This is a genomic window from Microbacterium neimengense, assembly GCF_054782995.1.
This window is the reverse complement of the sequence record NZ_BAAGRK010000003.1, coordinates 309,184-327,593: the sequence shown is the minus strand read 5'-3', so window position 1 is coordinate 327,593 and position 18,410 is coordinate 309,184. Positions and strand designations below refer to the sequence as shown.

Sequence of the window (18,410 nt, the reverse complement as noted above, 5' to 3'; positions counted from 1 at the left end):
CGAGCCCTCTACCCCAACACTGCTACACCGAAGCCCGACACCACCGCGCGCACCTCGTCGAGGTAGCGCTGCGCCTGCTCGGTGAGCCCGAGGGCGGCCTGGCCGATCCAGCCGATCTCGATCCTCTCGTCGACGTCCAGAGGCACGGCGACGATCTCCGGGTCGAGGTCGTCGCTGATGATGCCGGTGGAGATCGTGTAGCCGCCGAGACCGATCATGAGGTTGAAGATGGTCGCGCGGTCGGACACTCGGATCTCCTGCTTCGCGGAGAGGGTCGAGAGGATCTCCTCGGCGAGATAGAACGAGTTGTTCGCCCCCTGATCGAACGTGAGCCGCGGCAGGTCGGCGAGGTCGTCGAGCGTTGCACGACCCCGTGCGGCGAGCGGGTTCTTGCGCGAGATGAAGATGTGCGGCTCGGCGAAGAACAGCGGGTGGAAGGCGAGCCCCGCATCGCGGAGCAGCTTGTCGATCACGTTCCGGTTGACGTCGTCGCGGTACAGGATGCCGATCTCGCTGCGCAGGGTACGGACGTCCTCGATGATGTCCCACGTGCGTGTTTCTCGCAGCGAGAACTCGTACTCCGCCCTACCGAAACTCCTCACCATCCGCACGAACGCGTCCACGGCGAACGAGTAGTGCTGTGTGGAGACGCCGAGCAGGCGCCGGGCCGGCGGACGTCCGAGATAACGCTGCTCGAGGAGCGCGACCTGCTCGACGACCTGCCGGGCGTAGCCGAGGAACTCGGTGCCGTCGGCGGTGAGCGTCACGCCCCGCGCCGACCGGATGAGCAGGGCCCGCCCCACCCGGGTCTCGAGGTCTTTCATCGCCGCCGACATCGTGGGCTGGGACACATAGAGCAGATCGGCCGCGGCGGAGATCGATCCCTCCGCCGCCACCTCCACGAAGTAGTGGAGCTGCTGCAGGGAGATGCCCGCGGTGGTCTTAGCCATAGCCGAAGCCTATAGGAGCGCATAGTCAGCCTGAATTACCTGATGGGCTCTGAACACCGGCACGATGGCACGACATCCCCGCGCGACCCACCGGCGCGCGCGAGAACCCGATTGGCTGCGCATGACGAACGAGCTCACGTTCCGCATCTCCACGACACCGTTCGACGAGGACTACTCGCCCTCCGTCGAGTCCCGTGCGACGACCAACTTCGCCAACCTCGCCCGCGGAGAGAGCCGGCAGCAGAACCTCCGCAATGTCCTGACGATGATCGATCGCCGGTGCAACGACCTCGCGCGATGGGACAACCCGAACGGCGATCGCTACGCCGTCGAGCTCGAGATCGTGTCGGTGGATGCGGCGTTGGCTGTCGGCGGGGAGGAGCGCCGCTTCCCGCTGCTCGAGGTGCTCGACGTCCACATCCGCGACTCGCACACCGGCATCCGCCATCACGGGATCGTCGGCAACAACTTCTCGTCCTACGTCCGCGACTTCGACTTCAGCGTGCGTCTTCCCGCCGTCACCGCGGATGCGGGCGCCTTCACGGTGCCCGACGATTTCGGCGCCCTGCACGGTGCGCTGTTCCAGGCGTTCCTGGACTCGGACGCCTACCGTGAGCGCTTCGAGGCGCCGCCGGTGATCTGCATCAGCGTCTCGACGAGCAAGACGTATCGCCGGACCGACAACACGCACCCGGTGCTCGGTGTCGAGTACCTCCAGAGCGAGTACTCGCTGACCGACGAGTACTTCGCGCGGATGGGGCTGCGCGTGCGGTACTTCATGCCCGCAGGTGCCACGGCGCCGCTGGCGTTCTACTTCCGCGGCGATCTGGCCAACGACTACACGAATCTGCAGTTGGTCGGCACGATCAGCGCGATGGAGAGCTTCCAGAAGATCTACCGCCCGGAGATCTACAACGCGAACGCGGCGGCGGGCAGCGTCTACCGCCCGAGCCTGGAGCACGGCGACTTCTCACGCACCCAGGTGGACTACGACCGCGTCGAGCGCGCGCAGCTGGCGATCACCCAGGGCACGTACGCGGCCGAGCACTTCCTGACGCCCTACGGCGATGTGCTCGCACGCTGGGCAGGTCTCGAGCCGGCGCTCGCGCGATGACCCGCGGGGAGACCCCGGCGCTCCTGCCGACCGCGATCGTCGGGAGCCTGCCGAAGCCCTCGTGGCTCGCAAAGCCCGAGGTGCTCTGGTCGCCGTGGGAGCTGGCGAGGGACGCCCTCGTCGAGGGCAAGCAGGATGCGTTGCGCATCGCCGTGCAGGAGCAGCAGCGTCGCGGAATCGACATCATCAGCGACGGCGAGCAGACCCGGCAGCACTTCGTGACGACGTTCATCGAGCACCTCGCCGGGGTCGACTTCGAGCGCCGCGAGACGGTGCGCATCCGCGACCGTTACGACGCCAGTGTGCCGACCGTCGTCGGTGCCGTCGGCCGCACGGAACCGGTGTTCGTCGAGGATGCGCGCTTCCTGCGTCAGCAGACGGATCGCCCGCTGAAGTGGGCGCTTCCCGGCCCCATGACGATGATCGACACGCTCGCCGACCGCCACTACAGAAGCCGAGAGAGGCTGGCGTGGGAGTTCGCGGTCATCCTCAACGAGGAGGCCAGAGAACTCGAGGCGGCGGGCGTCGACGTCATCCAGTTCGACGAGCCGGCCTTCAACGTCTTCTTCGACGAGATGCGCGACTGGGGAGTGGCGACGCTGGAGCGCGCGGCCGAGGGGCTACGGGCCGAGACCGTCGTGCACATCTGCTACGGCTACGGCATCGAGGCGAACACCCGATGGAAGCAGACGCTCGGCTCCGAGTGGCGCCAGTACGAGGAGTCCTTCCCGCTCCTGCAGCGCTCGGCGATCGACATCGTGTCGCTCGAGAGCCACGGCTCCCGCGTGCCGATGGAGCTCATCGAACTGCTGCGCGGCAAGAAGGTCATGCTCGGTGCCATCGATGTCGCCACCGATGAGGTCGAGACGCCCGAGGAGGTCGCCGACACCCTCCGTGACGCGCTCCGCTACGTCGATGCCGACAAGCTGATCCCCAGCACCAACTGCGGTATGGCCCCGCTGCCGCGGAAGGTGGCGCTCGCGAAGCTCAGCGCGCTGAGCGCCGGCGCCGCCGTCGTGCGAGCGGAGCAGGACTGACCCCCGCCGTCACGCGTTCGCAGCATCCTGCTTCGCGCCGGCCGCAGCCGCGGCCTGTCGCCGTGCCCGCTCGAGGAACACGGCGGTGAGCACCGCCCCGATCCGGGCCGACCCCGGCTCGAGCGGCCCGAGGAGAGCCGTGATGCGCTCGAAGCGCTGGTAGAAGGTCTGTCGATGGATGCCGAGGGATGCGGCCGCATCCGTCTTGCTGCCGAGATTCTCGGCCAGTGCGCGCAGCGTGTCGAACAGCTCGCCGTGCGAGACCGCGTCCCGATCGAGGAGCGCGCCGATCTGCTCGTCGATGAACTCCGCGACCGGCTCGATCTGCGACAGCAGCGGCCAGAGCCGTGTCACGGCGATGTTCGCCGCATCCACGACCGGCTCCGCATCGGAGGCGTACGGCACGCTCTCCCTCGCGGATCGCACTGCTCGCACCGCGCGATCCACGCTCGCGCTGGTGGGTCCGACTGCGGCGCGCACGCCGCCGCGGGAGGCGAGGCGTCGCAGGGCGTCCGTCACCGCGTCGCGCACGTTCTGTGCGTCCCATGACGGGGCGAACCCCACGATTCCGACGTACTGTCCGTCGGCGAACTGCCCGGTCGACCGCGGCGAGATCCCGGCGATCGCGTCCTGCACCGCCGCGACAGTCGAGGCGTCGTCGAGTTCGACGACGAACGGGATGAACCGGTCGTCGGGTTCGAATCCCAGCCGCACGGCCAGCGCCGCGAGCTCACGCGCGTGCTCGGCGGCGGAGGTGCGCGAACCGGTCGAGGCGAGCAGCGAGATGAAACGGCTGCGGCGTCGGTCGTGCGGGGAGAGCGGATGCGTGCGCAGCAGCGCGATGGCGAGGATCTCCGGTGCCCGTGACAGCGCACCCGAGATGAGGTGGATGTCGGCGTCTGCCGCCGGGCGCAGCGTCAGCGTTGCGACGACCGTACCGCCGAACGAGACCGGTGCGGTGTACTCGATGCCCAGCGACGCTGTCTCGGCGTCCACGAGCGCGGCGCCCAGAGTCTGACCCGACAGCGACGTGAGCTGCGCCGAGGAGTTCGCCCGGTCGCGGATGAGGGAGAGGAGCTGGTCGATGCTCGCCAGGTTCTCGATCGCCTCGGAGAGGGCGAGGGAGATCCGATCGGCGATGCGCAGACGCCGCAGGCTCACATCGGCGAGCTGGCTGTTGATGCTCTCGCAGATCTGCACGAACGGCACCCGGCGCTGCAGGTGGATGACGGGCAGACCGCTCGCCTGAGCGTGTTCCAGGAGTTCTGCGGGGATGCGAGGGAGTCGGGGTGTCGTCTCGACGGCGAGAGCGGCGATCTCCCGCGCGACGAGGGTGTCGACATAGGTGCGCAGCTGGGCCGCATCCGCCGTGACGAGGTTGACCCCCTCCATGAGGATGAGCTCCCCGCCGCGCAGGAGCGGCGCGATGTCGAGCTGTTCGCTCGCGTGCACCCAGCGCACATCCACGTCGGATGCGGTGCCGCAGACGAGTTCGGGTTCGGTCTTCTGGACGACGGCGTCCGTGAGGATCTGATCGAGCAGGAGGGGCATACATTCTGTCCATTCGCCGTGACCGCGAGTTTACAGAGCGCCGCGGGCGCGGAAACACCGTCGCCGCATGCTGGGTGGCGACCCGCTCCACTGATCGCTCCACCTCGCGAGAAGGACACCGCCCATGTCTTCTGCCAGTGCGCACGACATCGAAGAGACGCTCCAGCCGATCCCGGAATCCGCCCGCACCACCCGCGTATCCGGCCAGTTCTGGATCTGGATGGGGGCCAACATCGCGCCCATCAACTGGGTGCTGGGAGCGCTCGGCATCAGCATGGGCCTCAGCCTCCTCGACACGATGCTCGTGCTCGTGATCGGCAACCTGATCGGCATGGGACTGTTCGGCATCTTCGTGCTGTTCGGACAGAAGACCGGCGTCACCGGCATGCTCCTCGGCCGCGCCGTGTTCGGTCGCCGCGGCAACTACCTGCCCTCGGTGATCCAGGCCGTCGTGGTCATCGGATGGTGCGCCGTCAACACGTGGATCGTCCTCGACCTCGTGACGGCTCTGCTCGGCCAGCTCGGCTGGTTGGATCCGACACAGGCGAACATCGGCTGGAAGATCGGTATCGCCGCCCTCATCATGGCGATTCAAGTGGGCGTGGCGCTCGCCGGGTACAAGGCGATCGCGGCGTTCGAGCGGTGGACGGTGCCCCCGACCGTGCTCGTTCTCGTGATCATGTCGATCGTCGCGTGGTTCTTCCTCGACATCGACTGGGGCTACTCCGGCCCCGCCGGGGCGGAGCTCTCCGGCGGCGACCGCATCGTCGCGATGTCGGCAGTGATGACCGCCATCGGCATCGGCTGGGGCATCACCTGGCTGACCTATGCGGCGGATTACTCGCGCTTTATCAGCACGAGCGTCCCGCGCCGCAAGCTGTATCTCGCAAGCGCCCTGGGGCAGTTCATCCCCGTCATCTGGCTCGGCCTGCTCGGAGCCTCCCTCGCCACGAAGAACGGCACGGTCGATCCCGGCCAGCTCATCGTCGAGAACTTCGGTGCCCTCGCCATTCCGGTTCTGCTGCTGGTGCTGCACGGGCCCATCGCGACGAACGTGCTCAACATCTACAGCTTCAGCGTCGCCGCGCAGGCTCTCGACCTCAAGGTCGGCCGCAAGGCTCTCAACATCCTCGTCGGCGTGCTCTCGCTCGCCGCCGCCGTCTTCTTCATCTTCCAGGAGGATGCGGCCCAGACCCTCGACGCGTGGCTGGTCGGGGTCGTCGGCTGGGTCGCCACGTGGGGCGCGATCATGCTCGTGCACTACGGCATCTTCGAGCGCCGCTCGCGCCGGTTCGACCACCTGTTCGACGCCGTCGGCTCGAAGCGTCTGCCCGACGTCAACCCCCGCGCGATCATCGCCTTCTTCGTCGGGATCGTCTTCACCTGGCTGTTCCTGAACGGCATGGTGCCGGCGCTGCAGGGGCTCGGCTCGCAGGCGCTCGGCGGCCTCGACATCTCCTGGCTCACGGGCGGTGTCGCCGCCGGCCTCACCTACTGGCTGCTGGCCCGCAACAGCCACAAGCGATGGGTCGAGGTGCAGCAGTTCACGGCGACGCCGGAGCCCCGCGAGACCGTGCCCGCCCGCTGAGGACCCCGCCCCGCCTCGCCCCACCCCTCGACGGAGAACCACCATGAGCACCTTCATCCGCGACGCCCACGTCATCACCATGGACCCGATCTCGGGCAGCACCCCGCTGGTGCGCAGCATCCGCATCGCCGACGGCGTCATCGTGGCGATCGGCGAGCACCTCGAGCCCGAGCCGGGGGACGAGATCATCGAGGGCCGTGATCGCCTGGTCGCGCCCGGTTTCGTGAACGCGCACACCCACTCGTGGGAGATGTTCTCCAAGGGTCGCTACGACAATCTGCCGCTGGAGATGTGGATGGCGATGTCGTATCCGATCCTCGGCGACAGCCGGGTCACGCCGGACCTCGTGCGTCTTCGCACGACCCTCTTCGGCATCGAGTCGCTCAAGGCGGGGGTCACGACGCTCGTAGACGACGTGCTCGAGACGCCGGGGCAGGACCACGAGCAGCTCGCCGCGGTCTTCGACGCCTACGAGCAGCTGGGTGTGCGGGCTAACGTCTCGGGACACGTCATCAACCGCCCGTTCCTCGACACGGTGCCCTTCGCCGAGGAGTACCTGCCTTCCGACGTGGTGCGCGAGATCCGCTCCGCGCACGTGCCGTCCACCGAGGAGTATCTGACCTTTGCCCGCGAGGCCTTCGCCGCGCACCACGGCCGTGCGAACGGCCGGCTGCGGTTCATGGTGGCGCCCTCCGCGCCGCAGCGGTGCGAGCCCGCACTGCTGACCGGGGCGACCGAGATGGCGCTCGAGTTCGCGGCGGAGTGCCACATCCACGTGCTCGAGACCAAGACGCAACTGGTCACCGGAGACGAGTCGTACGGTGGCAGCCTCGTCTCCTACATGGCGTCGATCGGTGCGCTCTCGCCCAACACGACGCTCGCGCACGGGATCTGGCTCACGGATGCCGACATGCAGACGGTCGCCGCGGCCGGCACCTCGATCTCCCACAACCCCATCTCCAACCTCAAACTCGGTTCGGGGATCGCTGCGTGGCGGAAGCTCCAGATCGCGGGCGTCAACCTCGGGCTGGGCACGGACGGCTGCTCGAGCAGCGATTCGCCGCGGATGCTCGATGTCGTAAAGACCGCGGCCCTGCTGCACAAGGTGACCGAGCCGGACATCGATCAGTGGCCCACTGTCGCCGAGGTGCTGGCCGCGGCAACGATCGGGGGAGCGCGCAGCGCCGTGCTCGACCACGTCGTGGGCTCGCTCGAAGTCGGAAAGCAAGCGGACCTCGTGATCTACGACCTCGAGACCATGGCCTTCACGCCTCGGCAGAGGCTCGACCTGCAGCTCGTGTACTCCGAGAACGGGTCGTCGATCGACATCGTCATGGTGCAGGGGCGCGTGGTCGTCGCCGGCGGCGAGGTGATCACGGTGGACGAGCGCGCCGCCCGGGCCGAGCTCGCCGAGCGCCTCGACGAGATCATCGAACGCCAGGACAGCCTCGACGAACGCAACCAGGCGGTGATGCCCGGGCTCGCGCGCATGTACGAGCGCGCCACGTCCACGCCGGGCGCCGTCAACCGCTTCAGCGGCGACGAGCGCGCCTGGCTCGTCTGATCGCGACGCAGGTCGGGGGCGGGCGGTAGCCTGCGGGAATGGCCGCCCCCGTCCCGTACCTGCAGTTCGCCGGCATCGCCGCGGACGCGCTGAAGACCTACCGCGACGTGTTCGGCGGTGAGCTGGAACTCCACACCTTCGCCGAGTTCGGTCGCCAGGACGGCGCCCCGTCGTGGATCGCGCACGGCGAGCTGCGCGGCCCCGTCGACCTGTTCGGTTCGGATGCGGCCGACGGTGCCGCATCCGTCCAGGTGCACGGCGTGCTCTTCGCGCTGCTCGGTGCCGGCGACGCGGCGACGTCCCGGCGATGGTTCGACGCGCTCGCCGCGACGGGAACCGTCGTCGAGGCGATGGGGGAGCGGCCGTGGGGCGACGTCGACGGGCAGGTGCGCGACGCCTTCGGGGTGACCTGGCTGATCGGCTACTCGCCCGCCGGCGGTTAGCCCAGGGGCGCGGGTCGGATGGAGGCGCGCACGACGACCGGCATCTCCACGAGGTGGATGCCGGGCGGCGGGCCGTCCGGCTCGAGCAGGAGCTCGACGGCGCGTCGGCCCATCTCCTCGTGCGGCAACCCGATGGTGGTGAGGCCCGGCCGCAGGTAGGCCGCGAGCTCGTCGTTGTCGAAGGAGACGAGCGACACGTCGTCCGGGATGCCGAGGCCCGCCTCGGCCAGCGCCTGCGACGCGCCGAAGGCCAGCCGGTCGTTGAGGCAGATGATCGCCTTCGGCCGCTCGCCCTCGGCCAGAAGCCGTGCGATCACCTCGTGGCCGCTCGCGGGCTCCCACAGCCAGATGGACTCCGAACGCGCCAGGGTCATCCCTCGCTCGCGCAGGGCATCGGACATGCCGCGGATGCGGGACGCGACCGTCTCGGAGCGGAACACGTCGCGTTCCGCTTCGGCGTCGTAGCCGAGCAGCACGATCCCGTCGGTGATACCGGCGTCGGCGAGCAGCTCGACCGCCCGCCGCCCGCCGGTCTCCTCGTCGGGGAGCACGCTGCAGGTGTGCACGTCGTTCGTCGCGTTGAGCATCACGATGCGCGTGCGGGAGGGCAAGGGCGGCACGAAGGTCTCCCGCGCCCGCATGGAGGCGAAGATGATGCCGTCGACCTGGCGATCCAGCAGCGCCGAGACCGCTTCGACCTCGCGCTCCGGCTCACCGCCGGTCTCGGCGACGAGCACGACGTGCCCCGCCGCCTCCGCCGCCTCGAGGGACCCCTTGATGAGTCCGCTCGCGAAGCGGGTCGTCGCGACGTGATCGGAGATGAAGCCGATCGTGTGGGTCGTGTCGGTGCGCAGCGCCCTGGCCGCGACGTTCGGCCGGTATCCGAGCTCGGAGGCGGCAGCGTGCACGCGCTCATGGGCATCGGCCGACAAACGGGTGTCGGGGCGGCCGTTGAGGATCATCGACGCCGCGGACGGCGACAGCCCGGCCCTGCGAGCGACATCCGCAAGGGTGACTCGCTTGCCCACGCACACCTCCTTGAATGCTCCCCCAGCGTACGCGGAGCGGACATTGACACTGGGGACCCAGTATGCGCACAATGTGCGTGCTAAATCCATTCAGCAGCCGGATCGGCGAGAAGACGACCCGATCTTCCCGTCATCCGGAGCCGTGTTTTGCACCACAGACAAAGGAGTCGCCCCATGACCACGACACCGCACCGCCGCCTGCGTCGCTCAGGGCCGTTCGCCCTGCTGGCGATCACCGGGCTCGCCGTAGCGGCACTGACCGCCTGCGCGCCGGGAGCCGCGGCACCGGCCGCCCAGAGCGACGTCACCGTCTCGACCGAGCTCACCTCCGACCCGGTCGAGCTGACGATCGCCGACGAGACGGGCTTCCCGGTCACCGACAAGCTGACCGAGGAGTTCACCAAGCAGCACCCGAACGTGACCTTCACCATCACCCGTGACACGTTCCAGAACCTGACGGCCAACGCACCCAAGCTGCTGGCGAGCGCGACACCGCCCGACCTCATCCGCCTCCCCACCCTGGGCGACACGGTGCGCGACGGTCTCGTGGCCAATCTCGACCCGTACTTCGACGCCTACGGCTGGGATGCGTGGCCCGCCTCGCAGCTCGCACCACTGCGGATGAGCGAGGACGGCATCCGCGGCTCGGGTTCGCTGTACCAGCTCGGGCTCGGCTACAGCATCACCGGCATCTATATGAACGACAAGCTCGCTGCCCAGCTCGGGATCGACGCACCGCCGCAGACGCTCGCCGAGCTCGAGGACGACATGGCCAAGGCCAAGGCCGCCGGCATCCTGCCGATCATGGCCGGTGACAAGGACGGCGTCGTCAACTTCGTCGTGCAGGCCGCGATGAACCAGTACGTGGACAAGGACCAGTTCCTGTCGTGGATGTTCAACGAGCCGGGCGCCCGCTACGACGAAGAGGGCAACGTGAAGGGTGCCGAGCTCGTGCGCAAGTGGGCGGATGCGGGCTATTTCCCGTCCGACATCAACGCGATCGACTACTTCACCTTCACGAGTCGGTTCGGTGAGGGCGAGGGGCTGTTCACCTTCAACGGCAACTGGGAGGCGGCGAACTACCAGAAGGCCCTCGGCTCCGACGTGTCGTTCTTCCTCGTCCCGCCGGCGGAGGCCGGAGGCGACCACGTCGCCATGGGCGCGGCGAACTCCTTCTCCGTGGCGGCAGGGTCGGCGCACCTGAACGAGATCGTCTACTTCCTCAACTGGGTGCACACCGACCCGACCGCCCGCCAGATCATCGTCGACGTCACCGGCGCCTCGCCCGGCGGCGACCCGTCGCTCGAGCAGCCGAAGGTCGAGTCCGGTTCTCTCATCGAGGATGCGCTCGCGATGTCCGCGCAGATCGGCGCCGAGAACGGCCAGGTCGACTTCATGGCGAACACGACCGCCGGCATCTACGCCGGATCGATCATCCCCGAGTCCCAGCTGCTGGTGACGAGCCAGATCACGGGCAAGGAGTTCGTGGACCGCGTGCAGGCGTTCTACGAGAAGGAGGTCGGCGGCAAATGACCGACCGTGCGGTCGCCGCTGTGGCGGCACCCCGACCCGACGGCACCGCCGCGGCGACGACCGCACTCCCGCGCCGGGCAGCTGCGAAAGCCGCCGCCCGGCGCGGGACGCTCGCCGGCTGGCTCCTGCTGGTACCCGCTCTGGCGGCGTACGTCTCGTTCGTGGTCTGGCCTCTCATCCAGGGCGTGCAGTACTCGTTCTACGACTGGAACGGCATCGGCGTCGCCCGGTGGGTGGGAGTCGACAACTACTTCACCGTCTTCACCGACCCCGATCTGCTCGGCGCCATCCGCAATGCCTTCGTGCTGATCGCGTTCTTCACGATCATCCCGGTGGGCGCGGGCCTCGTGCTGGCCACCCTCATCCGGGGGCTCCGGTCGAAGGCCTTCGCCGCCTCGGCGCAGACGGTGCTCTTCCTCCCGCAGATCATCCCGCTGGCCGCCGCAGGTATCGCCTGGTCGTGGATGTACGCGCAGACCGGCGCGGTCAACCAGATCCTGGGATGGCTGGGACTCGGTTGGATCACCCGACCCTGGCTCGCTGACTACGGCACGGCGCTTCCCGCTGTCGGTCTGATCGGATCGTGGGTGCTGACCGGGCTGTGCACCGTGCTGCTGCTCACAGGTCTCGGCAAGATCGACGTCTCGCTGTACGAGGCGGTTCGGCTCGACGGGGCCGGGTGGTGGCGCGAGTTCTTCACCATCACACTCCCCGGGCTGCGCCAGGAGATCGCCGTGCTCGTGACCGTCACCGTCATCGCTGCGCTGTCCAGCTTCGACATCATCTACACCTCGACGCAGGGAGGGCCGGGCCGGGCCACCCTCGTGCCGGGCCTGTCCATCTTCCGCATCGGGTTCACCCAGAGCGACGTCGGCCTCGCATCCGCCTTCGGCATCGTGCTGATGGTGCTGGTGCTCGTCGTCGTCCTGCCCATCCAACGACTCTCGAGAGCGAGCGACTCGTGATCGCCAGCCGCACCGAGCGTGTGCTCGGCTACCTCCTACTCAGCGTGGCGGTGATCGTCACCGTGCTGCCGCTGGTCAGCATGTTCTCCGCCGCCCTGCAGCCCGCCGACCGCAACCCGACCGGCCTCACCTGGCCGACCGATCCGCAGTGGGGCAACTTCGCCACCGCGTTCGAGACGGGCCACGTCTGGCAGCTGATGGGCTCCAGCATGCTCATCGTTCTCGGCGTCGTGCCGGCGAGTCTCATCGCGGCCACCCTCGCCGGGTTCGCGCTCGGATCGCTCCAGGTGCGTTTCGGTCGGGGGGTGCTGGTTTTCTTCATCCTGGGCCTGACGATCCCGTTCGAGGCCCTCATCATCCCGCTCTACTACCAGGCGCAGTCGCTCGGCACCGTGAACACCCCGTGGGCGGTGATCTTCCCGCTCATCGGCCTGTACATGCCGTTCGGCGTGTTCTGGATGCGGGCCCACTTCATCAACGTGCCCAGGGAGCTCTCCGAGGCGGCCCGCGTGGACGGGGCGTCGCTCTGGCGCGAGTTCCGCAGCATCCAGCTCCCGCTCGCGATGCCCGCGCTCTCTGCTCTCGCGATCCTGCTGTTCATCTGGACGTGGAACCAGTTCCTGCTGCCGGTCGTGCTCATCGCAGACCCGCTGCAGCGGACGGTCGCGGGTGCGCTGACCTTCTTCCAGGGGCAGTACTCGCTCAGCATCCCGCTGCTGAATGCGGGGGCGTTGATCATCATCACGCCCGCGGTCGTGCTCTTCCTCGTCTTCCAGCGGCAGTTCATCCGCGCGCTGGTGCAAGGCGCCGTCAAGGGCTGAGAGACCCTTCCCCTTCCCCCTTCACGAGGAGAACTCTGTGACGTTCATGCTGCCCGACCACTGGGTCTGGGACTTCTGGTTCGCCCGCGACGGCGACACCCACCACATGTACTACCTGCAGGCGCCGACCTCGCTCGGAGACCCCGATCTGCGCCACCGCAATGCGACGATCGGTCACGCCACCTCGGCCGACCTGCGCACGTGGACCGTGCACGGCACGGTGCTGAAGCCGTCGGGCGGGGCAGCGTCGGATGCGACGGCCACGTGGACGGGCAGCGTCGTCCGCGACGCGGAGATCTGGCGGATGTTCTACACGGGCTCGCGGTTCCTCGACCCCGCGGCGCACACGAACGTGGAGACGGTGCTGGCCGCATCCGCATCGGAGCCGGGCACCTGGACGAAGGATGCCTCGGTCGTCGTCGCCGCGGACCCGCGGTGGTACGAGACACTCGGCGACGGCACCTGGCATGAACAGGCGTGGCGCGACCCGTGGGTCTTCGCCGATCCCGCCGGAGACGGGTGGCACATGCTCGTCACCGCGCGCGCCCTGGGTGATGGCGATCGCGACGCCGGGGTGATCGGCCACGCCCGCTCGGACGACCTGTTGCGCTGGGAGGTGGGTCCGCCGCTCAGCATCCCCGGTGCGGGTTTCGCGCACCTCGAAGTCCCGCAGCTCGTGCTGATCGACGGTCGATGGGCGCTCATTTTCTCGTGCGATTCCGCGCACCTCGCCGGCGCACGGACCGGTGCGCGGGGCGGGATCTGGGCGGTGGCCCTCGACGATCCGCTCGGGCCCTACCCCGTGGACCGGGCCGTGCTCGTCGCGAGCGAGAAGCTCTACAGCGGTCGCATCACGCAGGATGCGGCCGGGCGCGACGTGATGCTCGCGTTCGAGAACGTCGGCACGGACGGCGTCTTCGTGGGCGCGCTGTCGGATCCGCTTCCGGTGCGCTGGGAGAACGACCGTCTCATCGTCGAGGAGAGCGCAGCATGATCGAGATCAACGGCCACATCGCCCGCGGCTTCGAGGCGGTCGGCGACGCCTTCGGGGCGGCGTTCGACGGGCTTCCGGGGATGGGGGGAGCTCTGGCGATCCGCGTCGATGGTCGAAGCGTCATCGATCTCTGGGCCGGTTCCGCGGACGCGCGCGTCGACCGTCGATGGGAACGCGAGACCCCGTCGGTGGTCTTCTCCTGTTCCAAGGGGCTGATGTCGATCCTCGTCGCGCGGCTCGCCGCATCCGGGCGGGTCGATCTGGACAGCCCCCTGGCCGAACTGTGGCCGGAGTTCGGCCAGCACGGCAAGGATGCGGTGACGGTCGGCGACGCGCTGGCGCACCGCGCGGGGGTGCCGGCGCTGAGCGTCGATCTCACGCCCGCGGACGTGCTCGACTTCGACCGCGTCGCCGCGCTGCTCGCGGCGCAGGAACCCCTGTGGAAGCCGGGGGAGGCGTGGGCGTACCACGCCCTCACGCACGGCTGGATCTCGGGCGAGATCGTGCGTCGGGCGAGCGGGCTCGCCCCCGCCGCCGCGTTCCGCGAGATGGCCGATCTGCTCGGTGCGGACGCGTGGCTCGGGTTGCCGCCCGAGCGCGCCGGCTCGGCCGCGCACCTGTTCGTCGGTGCCTCCCTCCAAGGCCTCGTGGCACAGCAGGCTGCTCAGCGCGCACCCGGAGCCGTCGACTGGGGCGACCGTGCCATGACCCTCGGCGGCGCTCTGCCGCCGACTCTCGTGGGCGAGGCGGCGGGCTTCAACATGCCGGCGGTGCAGGCCGCCGTCATCCCCGGGGCCGGGGTCGTCGCGACGGCGCGCGCCGTCGCAGCGATGTGGTCGGCGACCGTGTCCGAGACCGACGGGGTGCGGCTGCTCGACGACGAGACGGTCGTCGCAGCCACCCGCGAGCGCACGGCCGGAGCGCCGTTCTTCGACGCGCCGGCGCCGTGGCCGCGCTGGGGCGCCGGGTTCCAGCTCGATTCCGAGGCGCGGCGGTATCTCGGACCGTCGAGCTTCGGCCACGACGGCGCGGGCGGGCAGGTCGCGTTCGCCGATCTCGACAGCAGGGTCGGCTTCTCGTTCGTCACGAACTGGATGGAGGCCGTCGACGATCACCGGGCGACCCGTATCGTGGACGCGCTCCGCGAGATCGTGGCCTAGTCGCCGCCGAGCTGTCCCGGATGGGTGAGACGCCACCATTCGGTCGGCGGCTCGATGTCGCCCGAGACGACGACGTCCGCCGTCGTCGTGTTCGGCCCGGCCGTCCAGGTGATCCTGCCCACGACCTCGCCGTCGGTGTACGTCGTGGGCGCCGAGACGTCCATTGCGATCGTGATCGCGGTGTCCGACCACGTCAAAATGCCGGGTGCCGAGGCGACGACGAGGGTCGCACGAGAACCCCAGCGGGTCGAGAGGGAGCCTATCTGCTGACCCTCCGCGGCGAGCTGCACCGTGTGGAATCCGTCGCGGATGCTCTGCAGCTGCGCGCGCACGACGCTGTCCACGGTGTCGCGCGAGTACACCCCGAGCACGACACCGGTGATGTGCAGCGGCTCGCCGATTCCCACATCCAGCGTCGAGGTGTACAGCAGGTTGTAGTTGTCGGGCCCCAGGTTCCCCGTCTTGAGACCGGTGATCCCGTCGATGCCCAAGAGGTTGTTCGTGTTGCTCACGGTGCCGAGCTCTCCCAGCGACGCGGACGGCATCGCGGTGATCGCGGCGATGGTCGGCTCGGACGCAGCGAGCTTGCCGAGGGTGATCAGGTCGGCGGGAGTGCCGGTGTTGCGTGCACTGATGCCCGTGGGCTCCACGATCGTGGTGCCGGTCATCCCGTGCGCGTCGAGCCAGGCGCGGGCTGCGTCGAGGAATCCGCTGCGCGAGCCGAACGCCCAGGTGGAGACGGCGTCGGCGTAGTTGCTCGCGGAGGGAAGGAGCATTGCCGTGAGCGCATCGCGCAGCGACATCGAACTGCCGGTCGGCATGGCGAGGATCGTCGCACCCTGCACGTAGTACTCGTCGTACAGGTCGTGGTCGGCCTTCGAGAACGTGAGGGTCGGTCCGGGGTCATCCGGCCCACTGAGCGGTGACGCATCGAGCACCACGAGCGCCGTGATGAGCTTGCTGATGCTGGCCAGCGGGCGAGCCTCATCACCCCCGCTGGCGGTCCAGATGCCACTGGCGCCCGCGCCGAGATAGGCGTCGCCTCCTGACACGCTCAGAGCCGCCGCGCCCTCCGTCGGCATCGCGATGCCGGCGGCGCCAGGTGTCGACACCGAGGGCTTCTCCGCGGTCATGACCGGCTCCGGCAACGGAGCATTCAGCGCCCAGACCGTATAGCCGCCGACCGCCGCGAGCGGGAGCGCGACGAGAACCAACAGCACGATCGTCACGATCCAGCGGCGCCGGCGGCGCACGCGTCGATCGACGGGCGGCGGGTCGTTCTCACCGTCGTGGAGCAGGTCGGCGAACGGGACCAGTTGATCGGTCGGGTCGTCGTGCGTCGTCATCTCGGGCCCCCATCCCTCGCGCGCAGCACCATCCTGCCGCATCCGCGCGGAAGCGGTGGCGCGCACTCAGCTGCGGACGGCGGCGCGCAAGGGGTCGGTCACGCCGTCGACACAGGCGTAGCGCGCGATGTCCCATCCGGCCAGCTCCGCTCCGGCGCGATACGCGGCCTCGAAGAACTCGAGCGCGGCCTTTCGCGGGTCACCCGTCGCCTGGGCGCGCGCGAGCGGATACACGGCGAGATGGGAGGTGCCGCGATCCAGCCACTGCGCTCCCTCGGGGAGCGGGCGCTGTGCGATGCCGGGCGGCTCCGGTGACGTGTAGGAGTAGAACGCGGGCTCGGGCACGCTGGCGTCGCCGAACCAGAACCCTGACGAGACGACCTCCCGGGAGTAGGCCTCGCGGGTGACGCTGTCGGCCTGGCCGGTGTGCGGCACGACGGTGTCGGAGAAGCGCGTCGCGGCGATGTCGAACGTGTGCCAGAAGTGATGCACGGGACTCGTCTTGCCGCTGAAGCGACCGCAGAACTCCTCGAGAACGAGACCCGCATCCGAGAGCAGCCGCCAGGACGCCGTGACGGATGCGGGGTCGTAGGCGTCGTGTTCGGTGTCGTCGCGGAACGGGCGGGCTGCGTCGGGCAGGTCGAACGGCGTCGCCTCGAGGATCGGAGCGGCGTCGACGCCCGCGCTCTCGAGGGCGCGGACGAGGCGCGCGTGGAACTCCGCGACGGACAGCCCCGGCAGCGAGAACGAGGTGCGCACGCCGTCGCTCGTGAGCACGCCCAGGCGGTGATCGATGAAGTCGAAGTCCACGGCGAAGGTCGGGTCGGATCCCATCGGACGCGTCGTGATCCCGGTGCCGGTGAGGTGGAACGGCACGTTCCACCAGTGATTGCGCCGCACGCTGCGCGCGAGCCGCAGCTTGCCGACCACCTGCACGAACCGGTGCAGGGTCTCCTTCGTCGGCTGCCAGTCGTCGTAGGGCAGACGCGTCTCGAGCATGCGGACCTCTTCTCGGCGCGGATGCGGCCGCCGTGGCCGCGTCTTGTGATTCGAGCATGCCAGCCGTGGCGCACAACGCGCGTGAAGGAGGCCTCGACACCTGTCGCAGCCGTACGGCGCGATCCATTTCTATCGTCGTCGCACAAGACCTCGTCCACGGATCGCGGGAAGGAAGCGGAGATGGAAGAGCGACTGCGGATCGGCATCGCGGGCGGATCGCTCGGCGGACTCGGCGCCGCGGCACTGCTCACCCGGGCCGGCCACGACGTCACCGTCTTCGAGCGTTCGGCGAGCGGGCTCTCGGGCCGGGGCGCGGGACTCGTCGCGCAGGACGAACTCCTCGCGCTCCTGCGAGCGGCAGGCCGCCCTGATGCGGCGCGTGGCACCGTGACATCCGAACGCATCGTTCTCGATCCCGCGGGACGCATCGTCTCCCGCGATCCCACGCCGCAGACGCAGCTCTCGTGGGACGTGCTCTACGACGCCCTGCGCTCCACACTTGCGGACGCGGCGTACATCACGGGGACGCGCGTCGCGGGCGCGGGGGGTTCGCCCGGCGGTGCATACCTCGATCTGGGCTCGAGAGGCCGACGCGAGTTCGACGTCGTGGTCGGAGCGGACGGCCTGCACTCGGCGGTTCGGGGATTCGTGGCGCCTGAGCAGAACACGAACGCGTACAGCGGCTACGTCACCTGGCGCGGACTTCTTCCCGAGGCGGCGCTGCCGTCCGCGGCCGCCGAGGTGTTGATCGGACGGTTCGCGTTCTTCACGGGGCGCGGAGGACACGCGCTCGGCTACCTCGTGCCCGGGCCGCGCGGCGAGACCGAGCCGGGTCTGCGGCGTTACAACTGGGTCTGGTACCGCACGCTGACTGCCGGCGCGTTGAGCGACATCCTGGACGCATCGGGCAGGCGCCGGGATGCGGGCTCACTGGCTCCGGGCGAACTCCCCGTCGACCTGCGCGAGGGACTGGTGGATGACGCGGCACGGCTGCTCCCGCCACCGTTCGCCGACGCGGTGGCTGCTGAGCCGCATCCCTTCCTGCAGGCCATCTACGACTACGTTCCGCCGCGGATGACCGCGGGCCGTGTTGCCCTGCTCGGCGACGCAGCCGTCGTCGTGCGACCTCACACCGCGATGGGTGCGGCGAAGGCGGCCGCCGATGCGCTGGCTTTGGCGGGTCTGCTCGCCGACCGGGCGCCCGCTGAGGCGCTGCGTGCCTACGACGCGGCACGGCTCCCGGTGGGGCGGTGGATCGCCGACTACGGGCGCAGACTGGCGGCCGGCCTGCCGTTGTGAGCGAGACGGCACGTTCGG

General features: G+C 69.3%; 16 protein-coding genes. 11 read left to right on the top strand and 5 right to left on the bottom strand.

The features are described from left to right. Positions 1-8 precede the first annotated feature (8 nt). Positions 9-950 (bottom strand): LysR family transcriptional regulator, encoded by a 942-nt coding sequence (locus tag ACYVJS_RS04165; protein ID WP_460738061.1) that lies wholly within the window; start codon positions 948-950, stop codon positions 9-11. 121 nt (positions 951-1,071) lie between these two features. Between ACYVJS_RS04165 and ACYVJS_RS04160 the strand changes: the two genes are divergently transcribed. Both ACYVJS_RS04160 and ACYVJS_RS04155 read left to right on the top strand, forming a co-directional pair. Then, the gene (locus ACYVJS_RS04160) at positions 1,072-2,064 is read left to right on the top strand and encodes a putative oxygenase MesX (RefSeq protein WP_460738058.1); all 993 of its coding nucleotides are present in this window, start codon (positions 1,072-1,074) and stop codon (positions 2,062-2,064) included. Next, the gene (locus ACYVJS_RS04155; RefSeq protein WP_460738056.1) at positions 2,061-3,101 is read left to right on the top strand and encodes a methionine synthase; all 1,041 of its coding nucleotides are present in this window, start codon (positions 2,061-2,063) and stop codon (positions 3,099-3,101) included. The genes ACYVJS_RS04160 and ACYVJS_RS04155 overlap by 4 nt, the downstream gene beginning before the upstream one ends. Before the next feature lie 9 nt (positions 3,102-3,110). On the opposite strand, the gene ACYVJS_RS04150 is transcribed toward ACYVJS_RS04155, so the two are convergent. After that, complete coding sequence (locus tag ACYVJS_RS04150; protein WP_460738054.1) at positions 3,111-4,652, bottom strand: PucR family transcriptional regulator; 1,542 nt, start codon at positions 4,650-4,652, stop codon at positions 3,111-3,113. A gap of 124 nt (positions 4,653-4,776) precedes the next feature. Here ACYVJS_RS04150 and ACYVJS_RS04145 point away from each other — a divergent pair, with 124 nt between their 5' ends. The 3 genes from ACYVJS_RS04145 to ACYVJS_RS04135 are packed head-to-tail and all read left to right on the top strand — an operon-like array spanning position 4,777 to position 8,247. Beyond that, a complete protein-coding gene (locus tag ACYVJS_RS04145; protein WP_460738052.1) occupies positions 4,777-6,240 on the top strand; it encodes a purine-cytosine permease family protein in 1,464 nt (487 codons plus the stop codon). 43 nt (positions 6,241-6,283) lie between these two features. Then, a complete protein-coding gene (locus ACYVJS_RS04140; RefSeq protein WP_460738050.1) occupies positions 6,284-7,804 on the top strand; it encodes an amidohydrolase family protein in 1,521 nt (506 codons plus the stop codon). Between the two features lie 38 nt (positions 7,805-7,842). After that, positions 7,843-8,247, top strand: a complete 405-nt coding sequence (locus ACYVJS_RS04135; protein WP_460738048.1) for a VOC family protein — start codon at positions 7,843-7,845, stop codon at positions 8,245-8,247. Here ACYVJS_RS04135 and ACYVJS_RS04130 read toward each other — a convergent pair. After that, a complete protein-coding gene (locus ACYVJS_RS04130; RefSeq protein ID WP_460738046.1) occupies positions 8,244-9,275 on the bottom strand; it encodes a LacI family DNA-binding transcriptional regulator in 1,032 nt (343 codons plus the stop codon). The genes ACYVJS_RS04135 and ACYVJS_RS04130 overlap by 4 nt on opposite strands. 174 nt (positions 9,276-9,449) lie before the next feature. On the opposite strand from ACYVJS_RS04130, the gene ACYVJS_RS04125 reads away from it, so the two are divergent. Genes ACYVJS_RS04125 through ACYVJS_RS04105 form a run of 5 tightly spaced genes read left to right on the top strand, consistent with a single transcriptional unit; the run spans position 9,450 to position 14,748 of the window. Further along, positions 9,450-10,808 carry an ABC transporter substrate-binding protein gene (locus ACYVJS_RS04125; protein ID WP_460738044.1) on the top strand — a complete coding sequence of 453 codons (1,359 nt, stop codon included), beginning with the start codon at positions 9,450-9,452 and terminating at the stop codon, positions 10,806-10,808. Continuing rightward, positions 10,805-11,773: a carbohydrate ABC transporter permease gene (locus ACYVJS_RS04120; RefSeq protein ID WP_460738042.1), complete on the top strand. Its 969-nt coding sequence runs from the start codon at positions 10,805-10,807 to the stop codon at positions 11,771-11,773. The genes ACYVJS_RS04125 and ACYVJS_RS04120 overlap by 4 nt, the downstream gene beginning before the upstream one ends. Next, positions 11,770-12,594 carry a carbohydrate ABC transporter permease gene (locus ACYVJS_RS04115; RefSeq protein ID WP_460738040.1) on the top strand — a complete coding sequence of 275 codons (825 nt, stop codon included), beginning with the start codon at positions 11,770-11,772 and terminating at the stop codon, positions 12,592-12,594. The genes ACYVJS_RS04120 and ACYVJS_RS04115 overlap by 4 nt, the downstream gene beginning before the upstream one ends. 46 nt (positions 12,595-12,640) lie before the next feature. Next, on the top strand, positions 12,641-13,588 hold the full coding sequence (locus tag ACYVJS_RS04110; protein WP_460739858.1) for a glycosyl hydrolase family 32: 948 nt from the start codon (positions 12,641-12,643) through the stop codon (positions 13,586-13,588). After that, positions 13,585-14,748: a serine hydrolase domain-containing protein gene (locus ACYVJS_RS04105; protein ID WP_460738038.1), complete on the top strand. Its 1,164-nt coding sequence runs from the start codon at positions 13,585-13,587 to the stop codon at positions 14,746-14,748. The genes ACYVJS_RS04110 and ACYVJS_RS04105 overlap by 4 nt, the downstream gene beginning before the upstream one ends. On the opposite strand, the gene ACYVJS_RS04100 is transcribed toward ACYVJS_RS04105, so the two are convergent. Together ACYVJS_RS04100 and ACYVJS_RS04095 are read right to left on the bottom strand one after the other, a co-directional pair. Then, positions 14,745-16,094 (bottom strand): D-alanyl-D-alanine carboxypeptidase family protein, encoded by a 1,350-nt coding sequence (locus ACYVJS_RS04100; RefSeq protein ID WP_460738036.1) that lies wholly within the window; start codon positions 16,092-16,094, stop codon positions 14,745-14,747. The genes ACYVJS_RS04105 and ACYVJS_RS04100 overlap by 4 nt on opposite strands. Positions 16,095-16,160: 66 nt before the next feature. After that, positions 16,161-17,093, bottom strand: a complete 933-nt coding sequence (locus ACYVJS_RS04095) for a DUF5996 family protein (protein ID WP_460738034.1) — start codon at positions 17,091-17,093, stop codon at positions 16,161-16,163. A gap of 180 nt (positions 17,094-17,273) precedes the next feature. On the opposite strand from ACYVJS_RS04095, the gene ACYVJS_RS04090 reads away from it, so the two are divergent. Further along, positions 17,274-18,392: an FAD binding domain-containing protein gene (locus tag ACYVJS_RS04090; RefSeq protein ID WP_460738032.1), complete on the top strand. Its 1,119-nt coding sequence runs from the start codon at positions 17,274-17,276 to the stop codon at positions 18,390-18,392. The last annotated feature ends 18 nt before the right edge of the window (positions 18,393-18,410 follow it).